Consider the following 21,648-nt stretch of genomic DNA (forward strand, 5'->3'; position numbering starts at 1 on the left):
CCGTGACCACGTCGCCAAGAACTCCGTCGCACCGGGAGGATAGCATCCCTGTGACACCACAGCGCGTCCTCAACGGGCGCTATGAGCTCGGGGAGCTCATAGGACGCGGAGGAATGGCCGACGTCCACCGTGGCGTCGATACGCGCCTCGGCCGGACCGTTGCCGTCAAGCTGCTCCGTGCGGATCTGGCCCGGGACCCGCAGTTCCAGGCCCGGTTCAAGCGTGAAGCCCAGGCCGTCGCGGCCCTGAACCACCCCTCCATCGTCGCCATCTACGACACCGGCGACCACGCGGTGCCCGGCGACGCCCAGGATCACGTCCGCGTTCCCTATATCGTGATGGAATTCGTCTCCGGCAAGACGCTCCGGGACCTGATCAGGTCCAAGGACATCACCATTGACCAGGCCATCGATTACACCCTGGGTGTGCTGTCAGCCCTGGAGTACAGCCACAAGGCCGGAATCGTGCACCGGGACATCAAGCCGGCCAACGTGATGTTCTGCGAAAACTCGGACACGGTCAAGGTCATGGACTTCGGCATCGCACGTGCCATGGCTGACTCGTCCGCCACCATGACACAGACGCAGGCGGTGGTGGGCACGGCCCAGTACCTCTCCCCGGAACAGGCCCGTGGCGAGACTGTGGACGCCCGAAGTGACCTGTACTCGGCCGCCTGCCTGCTCTATGAAACGCTGACCGGCCGGCCTCCGTTCATTGGTGAAAGCCCCGTTTCAGTGGCTTATCAGCATGTTCGCGAGATACCGGAGCCGGCCAGCAGTTTCAATCCCGAAGTTTCCGAAGCACTGGACAGCGTCCTGGCGAAGGCACTGCAGAAAAACCGGGCGGACCGTTTCCAGGATGCCGCCGCCTTCCGGCGCGCGCTCCGTGCCGCGAAGAACGGCATCTCCGTGCCTGCGCTGTCAGCCAGTGAGGCGCCGACGGACCCCAACGACCACATTCCGGAACCCCGCCGGACACCGGCGACCGCCGCTTTTTCCGTCACCGGCGCCAGCTTCCTTGACGACGCTCCCGGCGGCCGGTTCCGCCCGGCGCGCGGCACCGGAGACGATGCCGTGCTGCCGGCGGAGGCCGCATCGGTCTATGAGACGGCCGAGCAGGATGACCTGCCCCTTGGCCTCCCCCGCGAACGGGAGCGCACCGGGGTACAGAAGTCCCGCCGTCGCGCCTGGATGGCCACGTTTGTGATCTTCACGCTCCTGGTTCTGGCAGGAGGTGGCCTGTGGCTGTACAACATGATGAACCAGCCGCCGGCTGAGCCGGTCAGGATTGCCATCCCCCTGGTGGAGGCCCGGACGGAAACTGAAGCCCTGCAGCTGCTGTACGACGCGAGGCTGCGGCCGCAGATCAAGCGGGTGCAGCACGACACCATCGCGAAGGGCATAGCCATCGGAACCGAGCCGCCGGCCGGATCGTCGCTGGCACCGGACTCTGACGTGACACTGAATATTTCGGCGGGTCCAAGTGCCGTCAAGGTCCCGGCGACCCTGCCGGGACGGACGGAGGCGGCCGCCCGCGACATCCTGCGCCAGGCCGGCCTCGTGGGGGCGCCCTCCACCACGATGGCCAACAGCGCAACTGTGCCCGGAGGCCTTGTGATCACCACCAAGCCGGCTCCCGGCCAGCAGGTGGCCGTCGGCAGCACCGTGGAAATTGTGGTTTCCACAGGCAAGGTGGCCATGCCCGAGCTGCGCGGCATGACGCAGGCCGAAGCCGAGGCCGCGCTCAAGGCGATCGGCCTGACCGCGGTGATCAGGGAGGTGGAGAACTCCCAGGTTGTCCCCGGCAAAGTAACCGGGCAGAGCGATCCGCTCAACGCCCTCGTGGAACAGGGAAAGTCCATCACCGTCACGGTTTCAAAGGCTCCTGCGCCGAAGCCCACACCCAGCCCGTCGCCCACCCCGAGCCCGTCGCCGACCAAGAGCTGAGCGGCCGCGCGCTGACCGGCCCCGCGACGCAGGCGTAAGCCGCCGCGCCCGCGAAGTTCCGGCTGGCTAGTGCTGGATGAGGGGGCTGAGCTTGGCCGCCCGTTCGGCTGCGCCCTTCATGCCGAGCGATTCGAGCCAGTTGCCCAGCATCTGGTAGCCGCCTTCGGTGAGGACCGATTCCGGGTGGAACTGGACGCCGCACAGCGGGGCGGTGCGGTGCTGCAGCCCCATGACCACGCCGCTGGCGGTCTCGGCAGTGATTTCGAGGACGTCGGGAATGGACTCCCGCACGGCGGCCAGCGAGTGGTAGCGCGTGGCGGAGACGGGGGAGGGGAGCCCGGCGAAAACGCTGGAACCGTCGTGCTGCACCAGCGACGTCTTGCCGTGCATGAGCTCCGGCGCGTGCGTCACGATCCCGCCGTACGCCTCAGCGAGGGCCTGGTGCCCCAGGCAGACGCCGAACATCGGCTTGCTGTGCTCTCCGCACCACTTGATCAGCTCGATGCAGACGCCCGCCTCGGCCGGCGAGCCCGGACCGGGCGAGATGAGGACGCCGTCGCGCGTTTCCGCCATTTCGATGGCCTCGGCCAGCGTCACGTCGTCGTTGCGGACCACCGTGGTTTCGGCGCCGAGCTCCTGGAGATAGCCCACCAGGGTGTAGACGAAGCTGTCATAGTTGTCCACGACGAGGATCTTGGTTGTGCTCATGGGTTGCTTGCCGCACCAATCGTTGAGTCGGTGAATTGTGTGAACTGGGACATCCAGGGAAACAGGAACTCGACCATCAGGAACAGGGCCCCGGCGATCAGCAACACTGACGTGACAATGCGGAGCCAGAGGGGGCCCGGCAGGTGACGGAATATCCAGCCGTACATGTCAGCCTTCCCCCCGGGCACGTGCCACCTGGGCTGCGATCTCCGCCGGCGGTCCTGCGGAGGCCGGCTGCCAGTGGTCCAGCAGGGAGTAGGCGATGATCCGTTCCTGGGATCCGAACCGGGGGTTGCAGCTGGTCATGGTGAGGAAGCTTTCCGTGGGCCTGACGCCCGGCTGCGAGGGCACGGGCAGGAGGACATCGGCGTCGGTGGGCATCACGATCCGGTTGTTCCGGAATACGTAGACGTAGTAGCCGTCGCGTGTCTGGACGTAGATTTTGTCGCCGGGCACCAGCGTGTGGATGTTGTCCAGGACGGCACCGTGCGTCTGCCGGTGGCCGGCCACGGCGAAATTCCCCACCGCCCCGGGCATGGACGTGTTGCCGTAGTGGCCCAGGCCAAGGGTGTCCAGCACGTCCGCCGTGGTTCCCTCGACGATGGGCCGGGTGTAGTTTTCGCCGAACCGGGGGATGTACATGATGCCGATCGTCCCGCCGTGGCCGGGAGCCGTGCCGACAGCGGGCTTGCCGTAATCCTTGGTTCCGGGCGCGGGGGCTGACGGGCTCGGGACCGGTGCGGGAGTGACCGGGCCGCCCAGCTCCCGCGCGAAGTCTTTGACCACTTCGCTTTGCTTGGCGTCCGAAGCCACGTTGGTCCACCACAGCTGCCACGCGACGAAAAGCAGGAGCACGATGCCGGCCGTGATGAGCAGCTCGCCGAAGATCTGGACTGCTTTGCGCAGGATCACGACGCCGGTGGCCGGCACGGCGGCGGGCGCCGCCTTCTCCTGCAGTACCACGCGTTCTCCTCCAAGGCGGTTGCGGCGGGCGCCGGTGTGGCCTGAACTACAGCTAGAATTGGCTGCTAGTAAGACTTCAGACTTGACCAAGAGCACCCCGACCGCCGGCGATTTCCTTCCTGCAGGATATCAAGCCACGGTCCACACTCTTGATTCAGCCCGCCAAGGAGGACATGTGCCCGAGTCAAAGCCACGTAAGAAGACTGCCCGCCCGGCCGAGCCCGTCTCCGCCCAGGCGTACAAGCCGAACCCCGTCTGGTTTAAGCCCGTCATGTTCGGCCTGATGATCATCGGCCTGCTGTGGATCATCACGTTCTACATCAGCGAGGGACAGTTCCCCGTCCAGTCCTGGGAATCCTGGAACATCCTGGCCGGTTTCGGCATCGCCATCGCGGGCTTCCTGATGACCACCCGCTGGCGCTCCTGACCCGCGCCACTTCATGACGGTGGAAGGCATCATCATCGGCGACGATGGCCTGGCACGTCCGCTGTGGGCCTCGTCGGACCCCCTCATGCGCGAGTACTACGACACCGAGTGGGGCCTGCCCGTAAGGGATGAACAGGGCCTCTACGAGCGCATCAGCCTGGAGGCGTTCCAGGCGGGCCTGTCCTGGGCCACCATCCTGCGCAAGCGTCCCGCCTTCCGCGCGGCCTTCCACAATTTCCACCCGGAGACGGTTGCCGCGTTTACCGATGCCGACGTCGAGCGGCTGCTCCAGGATCCGGGCATCGTGCGCAACAGGCTCAAAATCCGCGCCGCCATCACCAACGCGCAGGCAACCATTGCACTGCGTGCCGAGGGCGGGCTGGTGGACTTCGTCTGGCAGTTTCAGCCGGCCTCCACGCCGGAGCCTGTCACGTACGCCGACGTTCCGACGACGTCGCCGGAGTCCATCGCGCTCTCGAAGGCGCTAAGGAAAAAGGGCTTCGCCTTCGTCGGCCCCACCACCATGTTTGCCCTCATGGAGGCCATCGGCATGGTGGACACGCACCTCGTGGACAGCCACCGCCGCGGTACGTCCGGAGTCTGGCGCTCATAGCACGTCGCCGCCCCCACCTCGGAGGATGGCTGACTCCGGTTCCGCTAGCTCAGGCCGGGCGCAACGACGAGCTGCACATCGTCCTCGTACAGGACCGTTCCCGGGTCATCCGAAGCCCACCCATGGGCACCGTCCACACATGTTGGTAACGATATCCACAGTGTGGATAAGCCGCGGCCCCCGGGCCCACCTGAAAGCCGCGCCAAGGCCTTCGCTGCCACCATTGTTGCGCCAGCGGGTTATTAACAGATGTGGAAAGTCTGTGGAAAACGTTGCCTGGCTACTCCTGCTTGCGCCGCACCGGGTGCTGGCTGGTGATCGACACCCGGTTGAACGCGTTCATGGCAATGGCCAACCAGCTTACTGCCGAGTACTGCTCGACCGACAGGTGGTCCCGGGCATAGCCGTCCTCAAGGTCCCGCTCCCGGGCGTCCGGAAGGTTCGTGATGCTCTCTCCCAGGGCCAGGGCCGCACGCTCGGTGCCGTCAAACAGGGCGGTGTCGCGCCAGGCGGACAGGACTGCGAGGCGCTGCACGGATTCACCGCCTTTCAGGGCGTCAGCCACGTGCATGTCCAGGCAATAGGCGCAGCCGTTGATCTGCGAGATGCGGACGTTCAGCAGCTCAATGACCTTGGGGTCCAAACCAGCCTCGAGGGCAGCCTCCTTGGCCTTCAGTCCCAGGCCGTTCAACGCGCGCCAGGCTGCAGGGTGCTCCTTGTCCAGGAAGACATGTTCGGTGGAGTGGTTACTCACGGGATACTCCTCGCAACATCGGGCCACGACCTCCGGGGTCCACGTGGCTGGCAACTCATCCGAGACTACACGCGGAGCGAAGTTATCCACTTAGCAACAGGCAGCTTCCCACAGGTTATCCACAGATGGGGATAACCTGTGGGATATCTGTGGGCGATCGCCGCGATGTAGGCCTTCACAGCACGCGTTTGTCGCGAACTACATGCATGTAAGTTATTAACACTGTGAATAACCCTGTTGAAAATGTGTGCTGCCGGTCCGGTTCGTCATGGGTTCACCGGCTGTTCCATCCCGCATAAGCCGGGCTTCACGCCGCCGTGGTGGGGACAGGAGCGTCCAGAACTGATAGATCGCCTTCCGGCACCGCGGAGCGTGGTCGTCCCGTCAAAGTTGTCCACTTAACCACAACTCCGCCGTGGCGGGTTATCCACATGTGTGGACGCCGCAGACCCCCGGAGCGCAAGAACCGCCAGTCCGCGCGGAATTTGGGCCGTCGAATGTTGAACTACAGCCGTGTAAGTTACCAACAGTGTGGATAACCCCTGTGGAAAACCCGTTAAAACCAGAAACCCCGCCTCGGACGAAGCGGGGTATGGCTGGGGGAAAAGGCCTGGACGGTGAAGCATTCGGTGCCTGGAAGGACTAGGCGCGGCGCGACGGTCTGTGCCCGTGCGGGGCTGGCGTCTGGCGGTTTAGCCGACGATGATGCGGAACCAGGTGGCCGCCACCAGCAGTGCCGCGACCAGGGCCAGGCCGCCTGCCTGCATGAGGTTGCGGCGGGGTCCACGCGGGGCGTAGGCGATCGCCGCAGCGCAGAGGCCACCCGTGATCAGGCCACCCAGGTGGGCCTGCCAGGCGATCTGGGGCACCAGGAAACCGATGACGCCGTTAATGGCGATGAGTACCCAGAGTTGCCTGGTGTCTCCGCCGCGGTGCCGCTGGACCACCAGCATGGCGCCGAAAAGCCCGAAGATGGCGCCCGAGGCGCCGACGACGCCTGTGATGGGCTGTCCCGGGACGTAGCCGGGTGTCAGCAGGAGATAACCGACTGAGCCGCCGATAGCGGACAGGAGATACACGGCAAGGAAGCGGGCTCGTCCGAGGAGCGGCTCCAGGGCCTGGCCGAACATCCACAGCATGTACATGTTCAGCGCGATATGCAGGATAAAGCCCTGCGAATGAAGGAAGGCCGACGTCAGCATGCGCCAGGGCTCGAACACCCCGTATTCCGGGGTGGCGTAGACGGTGGCGAAGGCCAGGTTTTGGTAGACCTCGTCGCCGGGAATCAGCCATTGCAGCACATAGAGCACGCCGCACAGGGCGATGATCCCGAACGTCACCAAAGGTTTGTCGGACGCGACGGCGCCGCCGTAGACGGTTCTGGCAGTCGGCGTCGTACGTTTTGCTTCGTTGACGCAGTCAACGCACTGGAATCCGACGGCGGCCGCCCGCTGGCACTCTGGGCATGCGGGGCGCCCGCAGCGCTGGCAGCTCACGTAGGAGGGCCGGTCCGGGTGCCGGGGGCACACGGGAACCTGCGCGGACGGCTCTGCCGACGGAATTCCGTAACTCATCGTGTGGGTTAGAGCTGCTCGACGTCGATGCTGTTGATCGTGACGTCCTCAACCGGGCGGTCGCCCATTCCGGTGCGGACGCCCTCGATTGCGTCAACAACCTTCTTGGACTCGTCGTCAGCTACTTCGCCGAAGATGCTGTGCTTGCCCTGCAGCCAGTCGGTGGGGATGGTGGTGATGAAGAACTGCGAACCGTTGGTTCCCTTGCCCATCTGGATGCCGGCGTTCGCCATGGCCAGCTTGTACGGGGCGTTGAAGGTCAGTTCCGGGTGGATCTCGTCGTCGAACTTGTAGCCCGGTCCGCCGACGCCGCGGCCCAGGGGATCGCCGGCCTGGATCATGAAGTCCTTGATGATCCGGTGGAAAATGGTGCCGTTGTACAGCGGCGTACCGGTCTTGTCTTCGCCGGTTTCCGGGTGCGTCCAAGGCTGCTCGCCCGTGGCCAGTCCGATGAAGTTCTTCACGGTCTTCGGCGCGTGGTTGCCGAAGAGGTTGACGACGATGTCGCCGAGGCTTGTGTGGATGGTTGCTTTTGCAGTTGCTGTGGCAGTCATAGCGCCATTGTTTCACGGAGGGTCAACGCGGAAGCGGCTGTAAAGGCAGTTCCGCGCTGGGTGAAATCGGCGCTGAATCCGCCGGAACGATAGCAGCCCGGGTCATCATCAACGTAGGCTAGCGACAGAGCCGTCACATTAATCGGGAGGTAGTTGTGAAGAAATCGGATCGTATTGCCCGCGAACTGGAGTTGTCGGTCAGTTCAGCGGTTGACACCGCGAAGGACAAGGTAGAGGCTGCAGTCGATTGGGCTGTGCCGCGCCTTCAGCATGGCATTGACACCGCTTCCCCCAAGATCCAGGAGGGGCTCAAATCGGCAGCCCACAACCTGGCCGACGGCGTCGCCACCGTGACGCCGCGGCTGCAGGACGGGCTGGCGCAGCTGGCACCCAGGATCCACGACGCCGTTGAGGTAGCCACGCCGCGGCTGCACGAGGCCCTGGACAGGGCAACTCCCGTCATTGCCCAGGCCCGCGACCGCGTGGTGGTGGAATACCTTCCCCGCCTCTCGGACCAGATCGGAACCGCCTCCGAGGCAGTCCACCGCACCCTGGAGGGCGCTCCTGCCCGAGTGGACGCCGTGGCCCAGAAGCTCGGCGACGCCGGCATCATCCACACCATCCAGGAGCAGGCCCAGGTGGCCGGTGGCCATCTGAAAACAGCAGCCTCCGATGCCAGCAGGGCAGTGACCGGCAAGGCGCTGGTGCAGCCGGAGAAGCCCAAGAAGCGGGGCCTCCTGATTGTGGCTGTGATCGCCGCGGCCGTGGCCGCCGGCGTCGCTGCGTGGAAGGCTTCCAAGCCCGTGGAGGATCCCTGGAAGACCCCGGCACCCGTTACACCCACCCCGCCGGCCCCGTCCACGCCCACTGCGTCTGCACCGGTGGCTGAAACGCCCGCTCCCGTTCCCGCAGCCACCGTCAGCGAGTCCGCGGCCGGTTCGGCCGAAGCGGCCTCCGACGACAACGACGACGAGGGCCCTGACAAGGCGAAGCACGTTGCCGAGGATCCTGAAGGCGGCGCCGGCACACCTCCCACGGATGCCAAGACGGCAGTCAAGAACATTGCCGCCAACATGGACAACGTCGCCAGCAAGCCCGCCGGAACGTAAGTAACCAAAAGTAACAGCGTCACGCCCGCAACGGCGTGCAAAAGGAGGGGTCCCGCCTGGTGCGGGGCCCCTCCTGCCGCATCACCCGGAGTCAGGCCGCAATCGGCCAGGATGGGCCGGGCCGCCGGAACGAAATCCATCGGTGCTAAATTTGAGGTGATGTCACCCGATAGATCTTCCGAGGACGCCCCGCTTGATGCTCCGCAACCGCCGGGCGTATCAATCGTGATACCGGCATATAACGAGGAAAGCGTCATCCGGCAGTGCCTCATCGCCGCGGTGTACCAGTCAGTTCCCGCGCACGAGATCATCGTGGTGGACAACATGTCCAAGGACCGCACAGCTGCGATCGTGCTGCAGATGCAGCAGGAGTACCCGGAGAGCCCCATCATCCTGCTGAGCCAGGACACGACCCAGGGCCTCATCCCCACGCGCAACTTTGGCCTCGACCACGCCACCGGTGAAATCCTAGGCCGCATCGATGCGGACTCCGTGGTGGAACCAGACTGGGTGGAGCAGGTACAGAAGGCGTTTGCCGAGCTGTCCACGCAGGCCGCCACAGGTCCGGTTGTCTACTACGACATGCCCATGCGCCGCTTCGGCCTCAAGGCCGACGACAAGATGCGCCAGCTGATGCTGAAGCTGGCCAAGCACCAGTACCACTTCCTGTTCGGATCGAACATGGCCCTTCGGCGCTCTGCTTGGGAGACCATCCGGGACGAGACCTGCCTCGATGAGAAGGACGAGATGCACGAGGACATCGACCTCTCCCTGCATCTGGCCGACCACGACCTCAAGGTCCAGTACTGGCCGCAGATGGTCTCCGGAATGTCGGCCCGCCGGCTGGAAGACTCACCGCGTGACTACCGCTACTACGTGACCCGATTCGACCGTACCTACAAGGCCCACAACGTGAAGAAGATGGCCCTGAAGGCTCCCATGGTGGTGTTCTTCTCGGTGTACTTCCCAGCCAAGCTGCTGCGCGCCATCCACACCGTCAACACCAGCCAGCCTGCCCGCCGCGGCGGGCAGTAGCCTCAGGCCGGATTCAGGCCGGCCCAGCCTCGGACCGCGCCGTAGGACAGAGCTCAGTCAGTCCCCAGCCCAGTCAGTCTCCAGCTCAGTCGGTTCCAAGCTCCGCCAGCGGACGCTCCAGCGGCGGCCTGCCGCGCCCCGCGTTGCCGTTCCGCTGGCCCATCACGACGACGGTGAGCCCCACCAGGATCAGCGCTAGCCCGCCGTAGGTCCCGGCCAGCAGCGTTTCATGCAGGAAGAAAGCCGCAAGCAGGGCTGCCCCGGGGATCTCGAGCAGGATGATCATCGAGACGAGCAGCGGGCTCATGGTGGCGAGCAGGTGGTTGAACGCCGTGTGACCCACCAGCTGGGCGCAGACGGTGATCGCGATGATCCCCAGCCAGCCGCCGGCGTCGAACCCCACCAGGGGTTGGCCGGTAGAGAGCGCCAGCAGCGCCACCAGCGCGGCGCACATGCCGTAGCAGAGCGCGGTGTACGTCCCCGTGGTCATGCTCTGGCGGGCCTTCCCGCCGGCCAGCGTGTAGATCCCCGCCAGGAGGCCGCCGGCCATTGCCAGCAGGTCGCCGAGCAGTGCCTCGGGCGAGGCTCCCATGTCGAAGCCGGTGATGGCCACCACGCCGCCAAAGGCTATTCCGAGGCCCACCAGCACCTGCCAGCGGTGCTTCACGCCGCGCACGAGCTGTATGACGGCAATCCAGGCTGACTGCAGGCACACCAGCGCCGTCGCAGCAGCCACCGACGTCAGCTGTAGGGAGGTGATGAAGCACGCGAAGTGCAGGGCCAGGGCCACAGCCGCAATGACCGACCAGCGGAATTCCTTGCCGGTGACGCGGCCGAACTGGTCGGGCTCCCTGATCAGCGTGGGCGAGGCCATGACGGCCGCGCCGATCGCGTTGCGCCAAAAGGCGATGGCGAGGGCGCTCACCGTGGTGGCACCCAGCGTTGCAGCGATGAGCGGTCCCGACGAAGCGACGCCGAGGACACCCAGGGCCGCAAGGAAAAAGTTCACGGTTCCACAGTAGTGCGCCGCGGCAGCTGATTCGGCCTGCCCAGAGAGCGCCGGCCGGTTGCGTTCCTACCCGGTTAAAGCAAAAGTCCCGGCCATTCCTGGCCGGGACTTTCTTATGGTGGAGGCACGGGGACTCGAACCCCGAACCCCCTGCTTGCAAAGCAGGTGCGCTACCAATTGCGCCATGCCCCCATAAGAAGCAACCCGTCAATCATACCCTAGTTCCGGAGGCCGGCTAACCAGCTTCCGGACCGGGGATCCGGACTATTCAACCGTATCGGTTGACTTACTCCAGACCGTTTTCCGGGCCTCGGACTCCTGCACCTTCTTGTAGAGCAGGACGCCTGCGACCGCAGCTGCAATAACCAGCAACTTCTTCACACGCACCCCGTTCCGGCCGGATTCTCTCGAATCCCACCTCAACTACATGAAACCTGTGCAGGTTCCGTGGGCGTACCAGGACTTGAACCTGGGACCTCTTCGTTATCAGCGAAGCGCTCTAACCGCCTGAGCTATACGCCCCGATGCCTCATCGGGCCGAGACACGACTTTACAGCACATCCCAGCCCGATCTCAAATCGAGGCATTCCACCGGAGTTTTTCCGCGGAATCGCGGGCTTTTTAGTCGTCCGTCAGCGTGACGCCGATGCCACCCACGAGGGTCGCGGAAATGTTGTAGAGCACCGCGGACAGCATGGACAGGGCCGTCAGCAGCACAACGTTGACCACGGCGATAATGGTCGCGAAGGAGGCCACCTGGCCCAGGGACGCGACCTTCTTCAGTTCGAAGCCGCCGCCCTCGGAGCCGGCCAGCGTCCCCAGGAGGCTGTCCACCTGGTCAAAGATTCCCGTGAGGTCCAGGACCGTCCAGAGAACGATGGCGGCTACCACGGTGACGATGCCGAGTGCCACGGACAGCAGGAAGGCCATCTTCAGCACGGACCAGGGGTCCACCTTGCTGACTAGGAGCCGCGCGCGGCGGACCTTTGCCTTCGGGGCGGGCTTGACCCTGTCTCTTATACACATCTAGATGTGTATAAGAGACAGGCGCCCTGGCCGGGGCGCTGACCCGGAGTGGCCGGGCGCTGGCCCGGCGTCGCAGGACGCTGCCCGGGGGCTGCAGGGCGTTGTCCCTGCGCGGGCCGCTGACCCGCACCCGCCGGCCGCTGACCGGGAGCAGCGGGGCGCTGTCCCGGAACGCCCGACGGCGTGCCCGGGCCCTGCTGCGGACGCACCGGGGCATTCACTCGGGGAGCGGATGCCGGCTGTCTCTTATACACATCTAGATGTGTATAAGAGACAGGGCTTGGGAAATGAGTCGGAATTACTCACTCGTTACCTCCGGTGTTGTCTTCGTTCAGCTCGGCGTCGCTGCCCGCATCCTCGGATGCTGTGGCGGTTGCCGACTCTGCCTCTGCTGTTTCTGCCTCTGCGGACCCGTCTACGGGTCCGGCACCTTCAGCCAACGTTACGTCATCCTCCGGAGATTCCTCTCCCTCAATGCCGCGTTCGCTATTGCGGGCCACTTCGATGATGCGGTCGTTCTTGTCCGGTTTCGCGAAGATGACGCCCATGGTGTCGCGGCCCTTGGCCGGAACTCCTGCCACGGATGACCGGACTACCTTGCCGCCACCCATGACCACGAGGACTTCATCTTCCTCCTGGACGATGAGGGCGCCGACCAGATCGCCGCGTTCCTCGGCAAGCTTGGCCACCTTGATGCCCAGGCCGCCGCGGCCTTGGAGACGGTACTCCTCGACGGCGGTGCGCTTGGCGTAGCCGCCTTCGGTCACGATAAAGACGTAGGAGCCTTCGGTGATGACGTTTGCCGCCAGGAGCTCGTCATCCTCACGGAATTTCATGCCCGTGACGCCCGACGTCGCCCGACCCATGGGCCGGAGTGCGTCATCGGTGGCGGTGAAGCGGATGGACTGGCCCTTGCGGGACACCAGCATGAGGTCGTCCGTCTCGGAGACCAGCTGGGCCGAAACTAGTTCATCCCCGTCCCGCAGGTTGATCGCAATGACGCCGGCGGACCGGTTGGTGTCGTAGTCCTCCAGCCGGGTCTTCTTGACCAGACCCCGCTTGGTGGCCAGCACCAGGTAGGGCGAGTGCTGGTAGTCCTTCAGGTCCAGCACCTGGGCGATGTGCTCGTCCGGCTGGAAGGCCAGCAGGTTGGCCACGTGCTGGCCCTTGGCGTCGCGTCCGGCCTCGGCGAGTTCATAGGCCTTGGCCCGGTAAACGCGTCCCAGGTTGGTGAAGAAGAGCAGCCAGTGGTGGGTGGTGGTGACGAAGAAGTGCTCCACGACGTCGTCGCCGCGCAGCTGCGCGCCCTTGATGCCCTTGCCGCCGCGATGCTGCGAGCGGTAGTTGTCGCTCCGGGTCCGCTTGACGTAGCCGCCGCGGGTGATGGTAACCACCATTTCCTCTTCGGGAATCAGGTCCTCCATGGACATGTCACCGTCGTAGCCCATGAGGATCTTGGTGCGGCGGTCATCGCCGTGCTTGGCCACGATTTCCGCGAGCTCGGTGCTGATGATCTCGCGCTGGCGTTCCTCGGAGGCAAGGATCGCGTTGAATTCCGCGATCATGGCCTCGAGTTCGGCATGGCGGTCCTGGATCTTCTGGCGTTCCAGGGCAGCGAGCCGGCGGAGCTGCATGTCCAGGATTGCCCTGGCCTGCAGTTCATCGATATCCAGCAGTTCCATCAGGCCGTCGCGGGCCGCCTCCGTCGTGTTGGAGGCCCGGATCAGGGCGATGACCTCGTCCAGCATGTCCAGGGCCTTCAGGAGCGCGCGCAGGATGTGCGCCTCTTCCTCGGCCTTGCGCAGGCGGTACCGCGTGCGCCGGGCAATGACATCGAGCTGGTGGGTGACCCAGTGCCGGATAAAGGCATCGAGGCTGAGAGTGCGCGGCACGCCGTCCACGATCGCCAGCATGTTCGCGCCGAAGTTTTCCTGCAGCTGCGTGTGCTTGTAGAGGTTGTTCAGCACCACCTTTGCCACGGCGTCGCGCTTGAGCACAATCACCAGTCGCTGGCCGGTGCGTCCCGAGGTCTCGTCACGGAGGTCGGCGATGCCCTGGACCTTGCCGTCCTTGACCAGTTCGGCGATCTTGATGGCGAGGTTGTCCGGGTTGGCCTGGTACGGCAGCTCGGTGACCACGAGGCAGGTGCGCCCCTGCAGTTCCTCCACGTTGACCACGGCGCGCATGGTGATGGATCCGCGGCCGGTACGGTAGGCGTCTTCGATGCCCCTGTGCCCCAGGATGGTGGCGCCGGTGGGGAAATCGGGTCCCTTGATGCGCAGCAGCAGTTCTTCGAGCAGCTGCTCGCGGCTCGCCGTGGGATTGGCCAGGTACCACTGGACGCCGTCCGCAACCTCGCGGAGGTTGTGCGGCGGGATGTTCGTGGCCATGCCGACGGCGATGCCTGAGGATCCGTTGACCAGCAGGTTGGGGAACCGTGCCGGGAGGATGGTGGGTTCCTGGTTCTTGCCGTCGTAGTTGTCCTGGAAGTCGACGGTTTCCTCATCGATGTCACGGACCATCTCCATGGCCAGCGGCGCCATTTTGGTTTCCGTGTACCGCGGTGCGGCCGCGCCGTCATTGCCGGGTGAGCCGAAGTTGCCCTGCCCCAGCGCCAGCGGGTAGCGCATGGTCCAGTCCTGGATCAGGCGGACCAGGGCATCGTAAATGGCGGTGTCGCCGTGGGGGTGGTACTGGCCCATGACCTCGCCCACCACACGAGCGCACTTGTTGAAGGAGCGGTCGGGGCGGTAGCCGCCGTCGAACATGGCGTAGAGCACGCGCCGGTGCACGGGCTTTAGGCCGTCCCGGACGTCAGGGAGGGCGCGGCCCACAATGACGGCCATGGCGTAGTCGAGGTAGGACCGCTGCATCTCCGTCTGGAGGTCAACCTGCTCCACGCGGTCGATCAGCACGTCGCCTTCCAGCACCGGCTCCGTGGCATCTGCGGATTCCGCGGGAACCTCGGGGGTTTCGTCACTCATAATCTGTATTTTCCGTTTCAGGTATATGTCGGATCTGGAATATTAGGCGCGAACTAACGCTAAATATCCAGGAACCTGACGTCCTTGGCGTTCTGCTGAATGAAGTTACGGCGCGATTCGACGTCCTCGCCCATCAGGACCGCAAAAATCTGGTCCGCGGCCGCGGCGTCTTCCATAGTGACCTGCAGGAGGGTACGCCGGTCGGGGTCCATCGTGGTGTCCCAAAGCTCGGTGTAGTCCATCTCGCCGAGGCCCTTGTAGCGCTGAATCCCGTTGTCCTTCGGGATACGGCGTCCGGCCGCCTGCCCGGAGACAAGCACGGCGTCACGTTCGCGGTCGCTGTATACGTAGTCGTGCGGCGCGTTGGACCACTTGATCCTGTACAGCGGAGGCTGCGCGAGGTAGACGTAGCCGTTTTCGATGAGCGGGCGCATGTAGCGGAAGAGCAGGGTCATCAGCAGGGTGGTGATGTGCTGCCCGTCCACGTCGGCATCGGCCATGAGCACAATCTTGTGGTATCTCAGCTTGCTCAGGTCAAAATCCTCGCCGATGCCGGTGCCGAAGGCCGTGATCATGGACTGGACTTCGTTATTGCCCAAGGCCTTGTCCAGGCGCGCACGCTCCACGTTCAGGATCTTGCCGCGGAGGGGCAGGATTGCCTGGGTCTCCGGGTTTCGCCCGCGCTTGGCGGATCCGCCGGCGGAGTCGCCCTCCACCAGGTAGACCTCGCACTTCGACGGGTCCTTCGAGGAGCAGTCCGAGAGCTTACCGGGCATGCCGAAGGATTCCAGGGGGCTCTTGCGCCGCGCGTTGTCGCGGGCCTTGCGGGCGGCCATGCGTGCCTGGGCCGCGGAAATGGCCTTGCGGATGACGTCGCGGGCGGGGCCGGGATTGCGCTCCAGCCAGTCACCGAGCTGATCGGTGACCACGCGCTGCACGAAGCCCTTGACCTCGGAGTTACCCAGCTTGGTCTTGGTCTGGCCTTCGAACTGCGGCTCGGCCAGCTTTACGGAGATGACCGCCGTCAGGCCCTCGCGGATATCATCGCCGGTGAGGTTTTCTTCCTTTTCCTTGATGATGCTCTTGTCCCGCGCATAGCGGTTGATGAGCGAGGTCATCGCGGCCCGGAAGCCCTCTTCGTGGGTGCCGCCCTCGTGCGTGTTGATGGTGTTGGCGTAGGTGTGGACGCTCTCCGAATACGCGTTGGTCCACTGCATAGCCATTTCCACGGCGATCTTGCGTTCCGTGTCCTCGGTTTCGAACGCAATGACGTCCTCGTGGACGACGTCCACCTTCTTGCCGGAGTTCAGGTGCTTGACGTAGTCCAGCAGGCCGTCGTTGTACTGGTACACCACTGTGCGGTGCTCGGCGTTGACTTCACCCTCCGTGGCCACGGCGTCGAGGTCCAGATCGTCGTCCTCGCCGGGTTTGGTGGTGACGCGCTCATCCGTGAGTGTGATGCGGAGGCCCTTGTTGAGGAAGGCCATCTGCTGGAAGCGTGCACGCAGCGTCTCGAAGTCGAACTCGACTGATTCGAAAATGGTCGGGTCGGCGTAGAACGTCTGGGTGGTGCCAGTTTCGTCCGTTTCCTCGCCCATGACCAGGTCTCCTTGGGGCTTGCCGCCGTCGGCGAAGGACATCCGCCAGACGTGGCCCTGTCTGCGGACTTCGGTGTCCACCCAGCGGGAGAGCGCGTTGACCACGGAGATGCCTACCCCGTGGAGGCCGCCGGACACGGCGTATCCGCCGCCGCCGAATTTGCCGCCGGCGTGCAGGATGGTCATGACCACCTCGACGGTGGGCTTGCCTTCGCTCGGGTGGATGTCCACCGGAATGCCGCGGCCGTCGTCGGATACCTTGACGCCGCCGTCGGCCTGGAGGACGACCTCAATGTGCGTGCAGTATCCGGCGAGGGCCTCGTCCACCGAGTTGTCCACCACTTCGTAAACAAGGTGGTGCAAGCCGCGCAGGCCGGTGGAACCGATATACATGCCGGGCCGTTTGCGCACGGCCTCAAGGCCTTCGAGAACGGTGATGTCGCTGGCACCGTATTCCCGCGGTGTCACCGCTTCCGCCGGCGTGTCAGGCGTCGGGGCATCTTCCGTTGCGGTTTCCACTGCCTGGATATCTGCATTGTCGTTAGCCACAGGCGCTTTCGACTCCTCTGTTTCGATGATGGCCGGCTGATGCCGTCTCCCGAGGGAAAGGCTTCCGCCAACAGGCACGTCACTGATAGCGCCGGCTACTCGATTGACCTGCGGACCCGTCTTCCGCCGCTGGAATCGCGCGGGAAAACGGACTCAGTCAACGTTTCACCGGCGCCCAGTTATCTACGGAGATTCTATCGTGAAAGGGGCACGATTCCCGCATTCCGGGGCCTCGAACGGCTGGCAATGTGCCGCTCGCTGGCCATTGACCCCGCCTGCAAGGCCCCAGCGGTCCCGTCTTTGGGTTCCTATACGACTCACGGCGGTTTGAACGCCCTACACGCCGTTTGCGCATTTTTCAAGGGATCCGGCACCGGGCCGGGCCGCGATCCCTTGCGATAGCAGGCTATCCGTACGTGTCCCGGGGCCCGCGGCCATTGACCGTGCGCCCGCCCTTGCGCCAATTCGGCGCCGCCGGACCAAGGACCTGGATGCTGGTGACCACGCCGTCGCCCAGTTCTGTCCGGAACTTGTCGAGCAGGCTGATACTCAGCAGCCGGAGCTGGGTGGCCCAGGCCGTGGAGTCGCACCGCACGTGCAGCGTGGTGTCGGTGAAGCTTTCGGGCGTACAGTGCGCCGCGATTTCCGGGCCCACGAGGGTCGGCCATTCCGCCATGACCGAACCGACGGCAACGGGTGAGGTCCAGCCGCGCTCTGCCACCAGCCGGCCCACCACCTTACCGAGCCCCAAGGGGTCACGGCCGGTGGAATGGAACTGGCTGAAGCCGCGCGTGCTCCGCCCGGAGGTGCGGGGCTTCTGGCTGCTGCCGGAGCTGTCTCTTATACACATCTAGATGTGTATAAGAGACAGGCCCGGCGGACCTCGCCGCGGGCGGCTGCGGCTGTCTCTTATACACATCTAGATGTGTATAAGAGACAGGTTCAGGGCCGACTGCGCGGCATCGATTTCATCGGGATCGCGGCCGGGCTGCAGGCCGCCGTCCTTATCCCTGTTCATCGATTCCTCCCGGGATAACCTTCACCCGCCGCCCGGTCAGTTCTTCCGGAATATCGGCATCGACGGCGGCGGTCACCAGCACCTGCTCGGCACCGGCAACGATTGCGGCCAGTTTACGCCGCCGCTGCACATCGAGCTCGGCAAAAACGTCATCCAGGATGAGGATGGGCGCCGAACCACCGGTGCGGGCGTCGTCCAGCATGACGTAGTAGGAAGCGAGCCGCAGGGAGAGGCACATGGACCAGGTCTCACCATGCGAGGCATATCCCTTGGCGGGTGCCTGGCCGAGGACCAGTTCCAGTTCATCCCGGTGCGGTCCCACGAGCGAGATGCCCCGCTCGAGTTCCTTGCGGCGGGACGCCGCGAAGGCGCGCACATAACGTTCGGTGAGCTCATCGACGGACAGTAGCCGCAGGTCCTCAACAGGGTCTCCTGCTGCAGACGGTTCGGCTCCTGCGGCCGCCGGTGCGCCGTCGTCGTCGATCATGTTCTGGAGCGTGGACCGGTAAACGGCGTCCGCGGCCTTGGACCCGTCGGTGAGCTGGGCGTACGCGTTGTTGAGATGCGGGCGAAGGCGCTCCACGAGTTCCAGCCGGGCATGCAGCAGCTCCGCTCCCGCGCGCGCCATGTGCTGGTCCCAGACATCCAGGGTGGCCTCATGGCCGGACGTGAACTTGCCGGCACGCGCAGATTTCAGCAGGGCGTTGCGCTGTTTGAGCACGCGGTCGTAGTCGCTCCTCGTGGCGGCGTGCCGGGGCACGAGGCTGACCAGCAACTCGTCGAGGAAGCGCCGTCGGCTGGAAGGATCACCCTTAACGAGTGCCAGATCCTCGGGAGCGAAGAGGACCGTGTGGCAGATGCCCAGGAGGTCCCTCGCGCGGACCGGGTTGCTGCGGTTGATGCGTCCGCGGTTGGCCCGGCCGCCGTTGATCTCCAGCTCCAGGACCGTGGACTGTTCCCCGCGCACCAGCTTGGCCCGGATCATGGCCCGTTCGGTTCCGAAGCGCAGTAGCGGGGCGTCAGCACTGACCCGGTGCGAACTCAGCGTCGCCAGGTAGCCGATTGCTTCCATCAGGTTGGTTTTGCCGATGCCGTTGGAACCCACCAGGACGGTGACGCCGGGTTCCAGCCGGAGGTCCACCTGGGCGTAGCTGCGGAAATCGGTCAGGGACAGGTGTTCTAGGTACACAAGATCTTCAAATTCTCGGGAGCCCTCATTCCGGGACCCTGCGGATCCCGGGCTCGGTGTTACTTGGCCGGCCGGGTGGCATGACCGCCAAACTGCTGGCGCAAGGCGGACACCATCTTCATGGCCGGTGAATTGTCCTCACGGGATGAGAAGCGCGCAAACAGCGCGGCGGTGATGGCCGGGGCCGGAACCGCGTTCGCGATGGCTTCCTCCACGGTCCAGCGGCCCTCGCCGGAGTCCTCGACGTAGTCGTCGATCGAGGCCAGGCCCGGATCCTCGTCCAAGGCCTTCACCATGAGGTCCAGGAGCCAGGAACGGACAACCGTACCCTTTTGCCAAGCCCGGAAAGTGCCGGGAAGATCGGTGATGATGTCCTTGGCAGCGAGGAGCTCATAGCCCTCGGCGTAAGCCTGCATCAGGCCGTACTCGATGCCGTTGTGCACCATCTTGGCGTAGTGGCCTGCGCCGACGCCACCGACATGGACGAAGCTGTCGGCCCGCTCGCCTTCCGGGCGGAGGGCGTCAAAAACGGGCAGCGCGCGCTCGATGTCTTCTGCATCTCCGCCGGCCATCAGGCCGTAGCCGTTCTGGAGTCCCCAAACGCCGCCGGAGACGCCGCAGTCGGCGAAGCGGATTCCTTTTTCGGCCAGCGCGGCGCCGTGCTTCTGGTCCTCGGTGAAGCGCGAGTTGCCGCCGTCGATCACCAAATCGCCGGGCTGCAGCTTCACGCTGAGTTCGGTGATGACAGCGTCAGTGATGTCCCCGGACGGGACCATGACCCAGACCAGGCGCGGAACCGGAACGGCCGCAATGAGTTCGTCGACGGAGGACACATCGGCGACGTCGGGGTTGCGGTCGTAGCCCGTGACCTCAACGCCGCCTTTGCGCAGCCGTTCGCGCATGTTGAAACCCATTTTGCCAAGGCCGATCAGTCCGATGTGCACGGTGTGAGCTCTTTTCTGCGCTGGTGGTGGGGGTGCTGCGGTGGTGCACCCAACTGGGTCGCACTGGGTGTCGTTTTGGGTGCCCGTAACGACACCAGCTGCTACTTAGTTGGGCAGCCGGACCGGCATCACGAGGTAGCGGTAGTCGTCCTGGTCGTCGCCGTCGGCGTCAACCTGGGCGGTGATCATGGCCGGCTTTGGCGCGGTGGTGAAGGAGAAACGGACGTACTTCGTTTCGATGACGCTCAGGCCCTCAACGAGGTAGTGCGGGTTGAACGCCACGGTGATGTCGTCGCCGGACAGCTGCGCTTCGAGTTCCTCGGAGGCCTGCGCGTCCTCGCCGGTGCCGGCGTCAAGGTGGAGCTGGCCCTGGGTGAACGCGAGGCGGACGGGGGTGTTGCGCTCGGCAACGAGTGACACGCGCCGGACTGCTTCGACCAGTTCCTGGGTCTGCACGGTGGCATGGATCGGTGTGGAGTCCGGGAACAGGGAGCGGATCTTGGGGTAGTCGCCGTCGACCAGCAGCGATGTCGTGGTGCGTCCGCCGCTTTCAAACCCGATGAGGCGGCTGTCGTCGTCGGCAATGGCGAGGTTGATGTCCCCGCTGCTTCCGAGCGTCTTCGCAACCTCGTTGAGGGTCTTCGCCTTGACCAGCGCACTTGTGGAAATGCCGGGGGTGACCGGCTTCCACGGCACTTCCCGCATGGCCAGGCGGTAGCGGTCGGTGGCCAGGAGCGTGATGAGGTCATCCTCGATCTCCATGCGCACGCCGGTGAGGATGGGCAGGGTGTCGTCCTTGCTGGCGGCGATGATCACCTGGGAAACAGCCTGGGCGAAGGAATCGCCGGCGACCGTGCCGCTGATGGTGGGCAGGGCCGGCAGCGGCGGATATTCGGCTTCCGGCATGGTGGCCAGGTGGAAGCTGCTTCGGCGGCACGTAAGCGTCACTTTGTTGCCGTCGGTTACCACCTCGACGGGGGCGGACGGAAGGCTGCGGCAGATGTCGGCGAGCAGCCGGCCCGAGACCAGGATGGTGCCTTCCTCCGCGATGTCGGCAGGGATTTCAAGCCTGGCCGACGTCTCGTAGTCAAAGCTCGACAGGCTCACAGTTCCGGACTCGGCCTTGAGGAGCAGGCCGGACAGGACCGGTACCGGCGGCCGCGGAGACAACGATCGGGCTGTCCACGTTACGGCTTCTGCCAGGACGTCCCGTTCGACTCTGAACTTCACGGAAGGGTGCCGCCTTTCATTGCTGCTGCCATTTTCTGAACGGGAACTCCTGCGTGGAGTCCACAAAACCGTTGCTCCCGGAACACCGGAACCTGCATGGTCCGCACTTGCTGGACCACTGGAAGACCCGAGGATGGGAGCGCTGCTGACAGCTTAGCCGGAACATCGGGGATTTCCCCATCCCCGTCAATGACCTCGGCCCCTCGGGGGCAGGGGCCCGGAGTCGTGTGGGGCAGGGAACGAGATTGTTGTTTGAGGGAATTTCAATTTTTTGGGATTAGTAGTGTTAATAACTGCTGTGGAAACTGTGGATAACCCCGTCCCACTGCTGGAATCCGCGGTTAAGCCCTGTTCATGGACTGTGGGCGGAGCACGTTTTAAACAGGCTGTGGATGGGGATAACATTTTTGGCCGTTTC

19 protein-coding genes, 2 tRNA genes and 1 pseudogene are annotated in these 21,648 nt (G+C 64.7%); 5 read left to right on the forward strand and 17 right to left on the reverse strand.

The features are described 5' to 3' along the window. Window positions 1-2 precede the first annotated feature (2 nt). On the forward strand, window positions 3-1,946 hold the full coding sequence (gene pknB, locus B1A87_RS18275) for a Stk1 family PASTA domain-containing Ser/Thr kinase (protein ID WP_078028446.1): 1,944 nt from the start codon (window positions 3-5) through the stop codon (window positions 1,944-1,946). A 66-nt stretch (window positions 1,947-2,012) separates the two neighbouring features. On the opposite strand, the gene B1A87_RS18280 is transcribed toward pknB, so the two are convergent. Both B1A87_RS18280 and B1A87_RS18285 read right to left on the reverse strand, forming a co-directional pair. Continuing rightward, a complete protein-coding gene (locus B1A87_RS18280) occupies window positions 2,013-2,654 on the reverse strand; it encodes an aminodeoxychorismate/anthranilate synthase component II (RefSeq protein ID WP_078028445.1) in 642 nt (213 codons plus the stop codon). Between the two features lie 168 nt (window positions 2,655-2,822). Then, window positions 2,823-3,617 (reverse strand): class E sortase, encoded by a 795-nt coding sequence (locus B1A87_RS18285; protein WP_078028443.1) that lies wholly within the window; start codon window positions 3,615-3,617, stop codon window positions 2,823-2,825. A gap of 175 nt (window positions 3,618-3,792) precedes the next feature. Here B1A87_RS18285 and B1A87_RS18290 point away from each other — a divergent pair, with 175 nt between their 5' ends. Together B1A87_RS18290 and B1A87_RS18295 are read left to right on the forward strand one after the other, a co-directional pair. Then, window positions 3,793-4,044 carry a cell division protein CrgA gene (locus tag B1A87_RS18290; RefSeq protein ID WP_078028442.1) on the forward strand — a complete coding sequence of 84 codons (252 nt, stop codon included), beginning with the start codon at window positions 3,793-3,795 and terminating at the stop codon, window positions 4,042-4,044. Between the two features lie 13 nt (window positions 4,045-4,057). Then, entirely contained in the window at window positions 4,058-4,657 is a 600-nt protein-coding gene (locus B1A87_RS18295; protein WP_078028441.1) for a DNA-3-methyladenine glycosylase I, read from the forward strand. Between the two features lie 280 nt (window positions 4,658-4,937). On the opposite strand, the gene B1A87_RS18300 is transcribed toward B1A87_RS18295, so the two are convergent. From B1A87_RS18300 to B1A87_RS18310, 3 genes are all read right to left on the reverse strand, one after another. Continuing rightward, window positions 4,938-5,411 carry a carboxymuconolactone decarboxylase family protein gene (locus B1A87_RS18300; protein WP_078028440.1) on the reverse strand — a complete coding sequence of 158 codons (474 nt, stop codon included), beginning with the start codon at window positions 5,409-5,411 and terminating at the stop codon, window positions 4,938-4,940. 692 nt (window positions 5,412-6,103) lie between these two features. Then, window positions 6,104-6,985, reverse strand: a complete 882-nt coding sequence (locus B1A87_RS18305) for a rhomboid family intramembrane serine protease (protein ID WP_078028439.1) — start codon at window positions 6,983-6,985, stop codon at window positions 6,104-6,106. 8 nt (window positions 6,986-6,993) lie between these two features. Then, window positions 6,994-7,539, reverse strand: coding sequence for a peptidylprolyl isomerase (locus B1A87_RS18310; protein WP_078028438.1), 546 nt, complete (start codon window positions 7,537-7,539; stop codon window positions 6,994-6,996). Window positions 7,540-7,694: 155 nt separating this feature from the next. On the opposite strand from B1A87_RS18310, the gene B1A87_RS18315 reads away from it, so the two are divergent. Next, window positions 7,695-8,648, forward strand: coding sequence for a hypothetical protein (locus B1A87_RS18315; protein WP_078028437.1), 954 nt, complete (start codon window positions 7,695-7,697; stop codon window positions 8,646-8,648). Window positions 8,649-8,807: 159 nt separating this feature from the next. Next, window positions 8,808-9,683, forward strand: a complete 876-nt coding sequence (locus B1A87_RS18320; protein ID WP_078028473.1) for a glycosyltransferase family 2 protein — start codon at window positions 8,808-8,810, stop codon at window positions 9,681-9,683. Between the two features lie 85 nt (window positions 9,684-9,768). Here B1A87_RS18320 and B1A87_RS18325 read toward each other — a convergent pair whose 3' ends face one another. The 12 genes and pseudogenes from B1A87_RS18325 to dnaN all read right to left on the reverse strand — a co-directional run bounded on the left by B1A87_RS18325 (window position 9,769) and on the right by dnaN (window position 21,230). Next, window positions 9,769-10,692: a DMT family transporter gene (locus tag B1A87_RS18325; RefSeq protein ID WP_078028436.1), complete on the reverse strand. Its 924-nt coding sequence runs from the start codon at window positions 10,690-10,692 to the stop codon at window positions 9,769-9,771. A 116-nt stretch (window positions 10,693-10,808) separates the two neighbouring features. Further along, window positions 10,809-10,884, reverse strand: a tRNA-Ala gene (locus B1A87_RS18330). 72 nt (window positions 10,885-10,956) lie between these two features. Further along, a complete protein-coding gene (locus B1A87_RS23340; RefSeq protein WP_221937595.1) occupies window positions 10,957-11,073 on the reverse strand; it encodes a DLW-39 family protein in 117 nt (38 codons plus the stop codon). A gap of 67 nt (window positions 11,074-11,140) precedes the next feature. Continuing rightward, a tRNA-Ile gene (locus B1A87_RS18335) sits at window positions 11,141-11,214 on the reverse strand. 99 nt (window positions 11,215-11,313) lie between these two features. Further along, window positions 11,314-11,718 (reverse strand): DUF3566 domain-containing protein, encoded by a 405-nt coding sequence (locus tag B1A87_RS24200; RefSeq protein WP_260680945.1) that lies wholly within the window; start codon window positions 11,716-11,718, stop codon window positions 11,314-11,316. Further along, complete coding sequence (locus B1A87_RS24205) at window positions 11,709-11,972, reverse strand: hypothetical protein (RefSeq protein ID WP_260680946.1); 264 nt, start codon at window positions 11,970-11,972, stop codon at window positions 11,709-11,711. The genes B1A87_RS24200 and B1A87_RS24205 overlap by 10 nt, the downstream gene beginning before the upstream one ends. 48 nt (window positions 11,973-12,020) lie before the next feature. Further along, window positions 12,021-14,702 (reverse strand): DNA gyrase subunit A, encoded by a 2,682-nt coding sequence (gene gyrA / locus B1A87_RS18345; RefSeq protein WP_078028434.1) that lies wholly within the window; start codon window positions 14,700-14,702, stop codon window positions 12,021-12,023. Window positions 14,703-14,761: 59 nt separating this feature from the next. Further along, window positions 14,762-16,849: a DNA topoisomerase (ATP-hydrolyzing) subunit B gene (gene gyrB, locus B1A87_RS18350; protein WP_078028433.1), complete on the reverse strand. Its 2,088-nt coding sequence runs from the start codon at window positions 16,847-16,849 to the stop codon at window positions 14,762-14,764. Between the two features lie 406 nt (window positions 16,850-17,255). After that, a pseudogene (locus tag B1A87_RS18355) lies at window positions 17,256-17,867 on the reverse strand (DUF721 domain-containing protein). Further along, the gene (recF, locus tag B1A87_RS18360; protein WP_078028431.1) at window positions 17,854-19,056 is read right to left on the reverse strand and encodes a DNA replication/repair protein RecF; all 1,203 of its coding nucleotides are present in this window, start codon (window positions 19,054-19,056) and stop codon (window positions 17,854-17,856) included. Before recF ends, B1A87_RS18355 begins: the two are co-directional and overlap by 14 nt. A gap of 59 nt (window positions 19,057-19,115) precedes the next feature. Next, complete coding sequence (gene gnd, locus B1A87_RS18365; protein WP_078028430.1) at window positions 19,116-20,000, reverse strand: phosphogluconate dehydrogenase (NAD(+)-dependent, decarboxylating); 885 nt, start codon at window positions 19,998-20,000, stop codon at window positions 19,116-19,118. 105 nt (window positions 20,001-20,105) lie between these two features. After that, the gene (gene dnaN / locus B1A87_RS18370; protein ID WP_078028429.1) at window positions 20,106-21,230 is read right to left on the reverse strand and encodes a DNA polymerase III subunit beta; all 1,125 of its coding nucleotides are present in this window, start codon (window positions 21,228-21,230) and stop codon (window positions 20,106-20,108) included. Between the last annotated feature and the right edge of the window lie 418 nt (window positions 21,231-21,648).

The sequence above is a fragment of the Arthrobacter sp. KBS0703 genome, assembly GCF_002008315.2.
Taxonomy (GTDB): Bacteria; Actinomycetota; Actinomycetes; order Actinomycetales; family Micrococcaceae; genus Arthrobacter.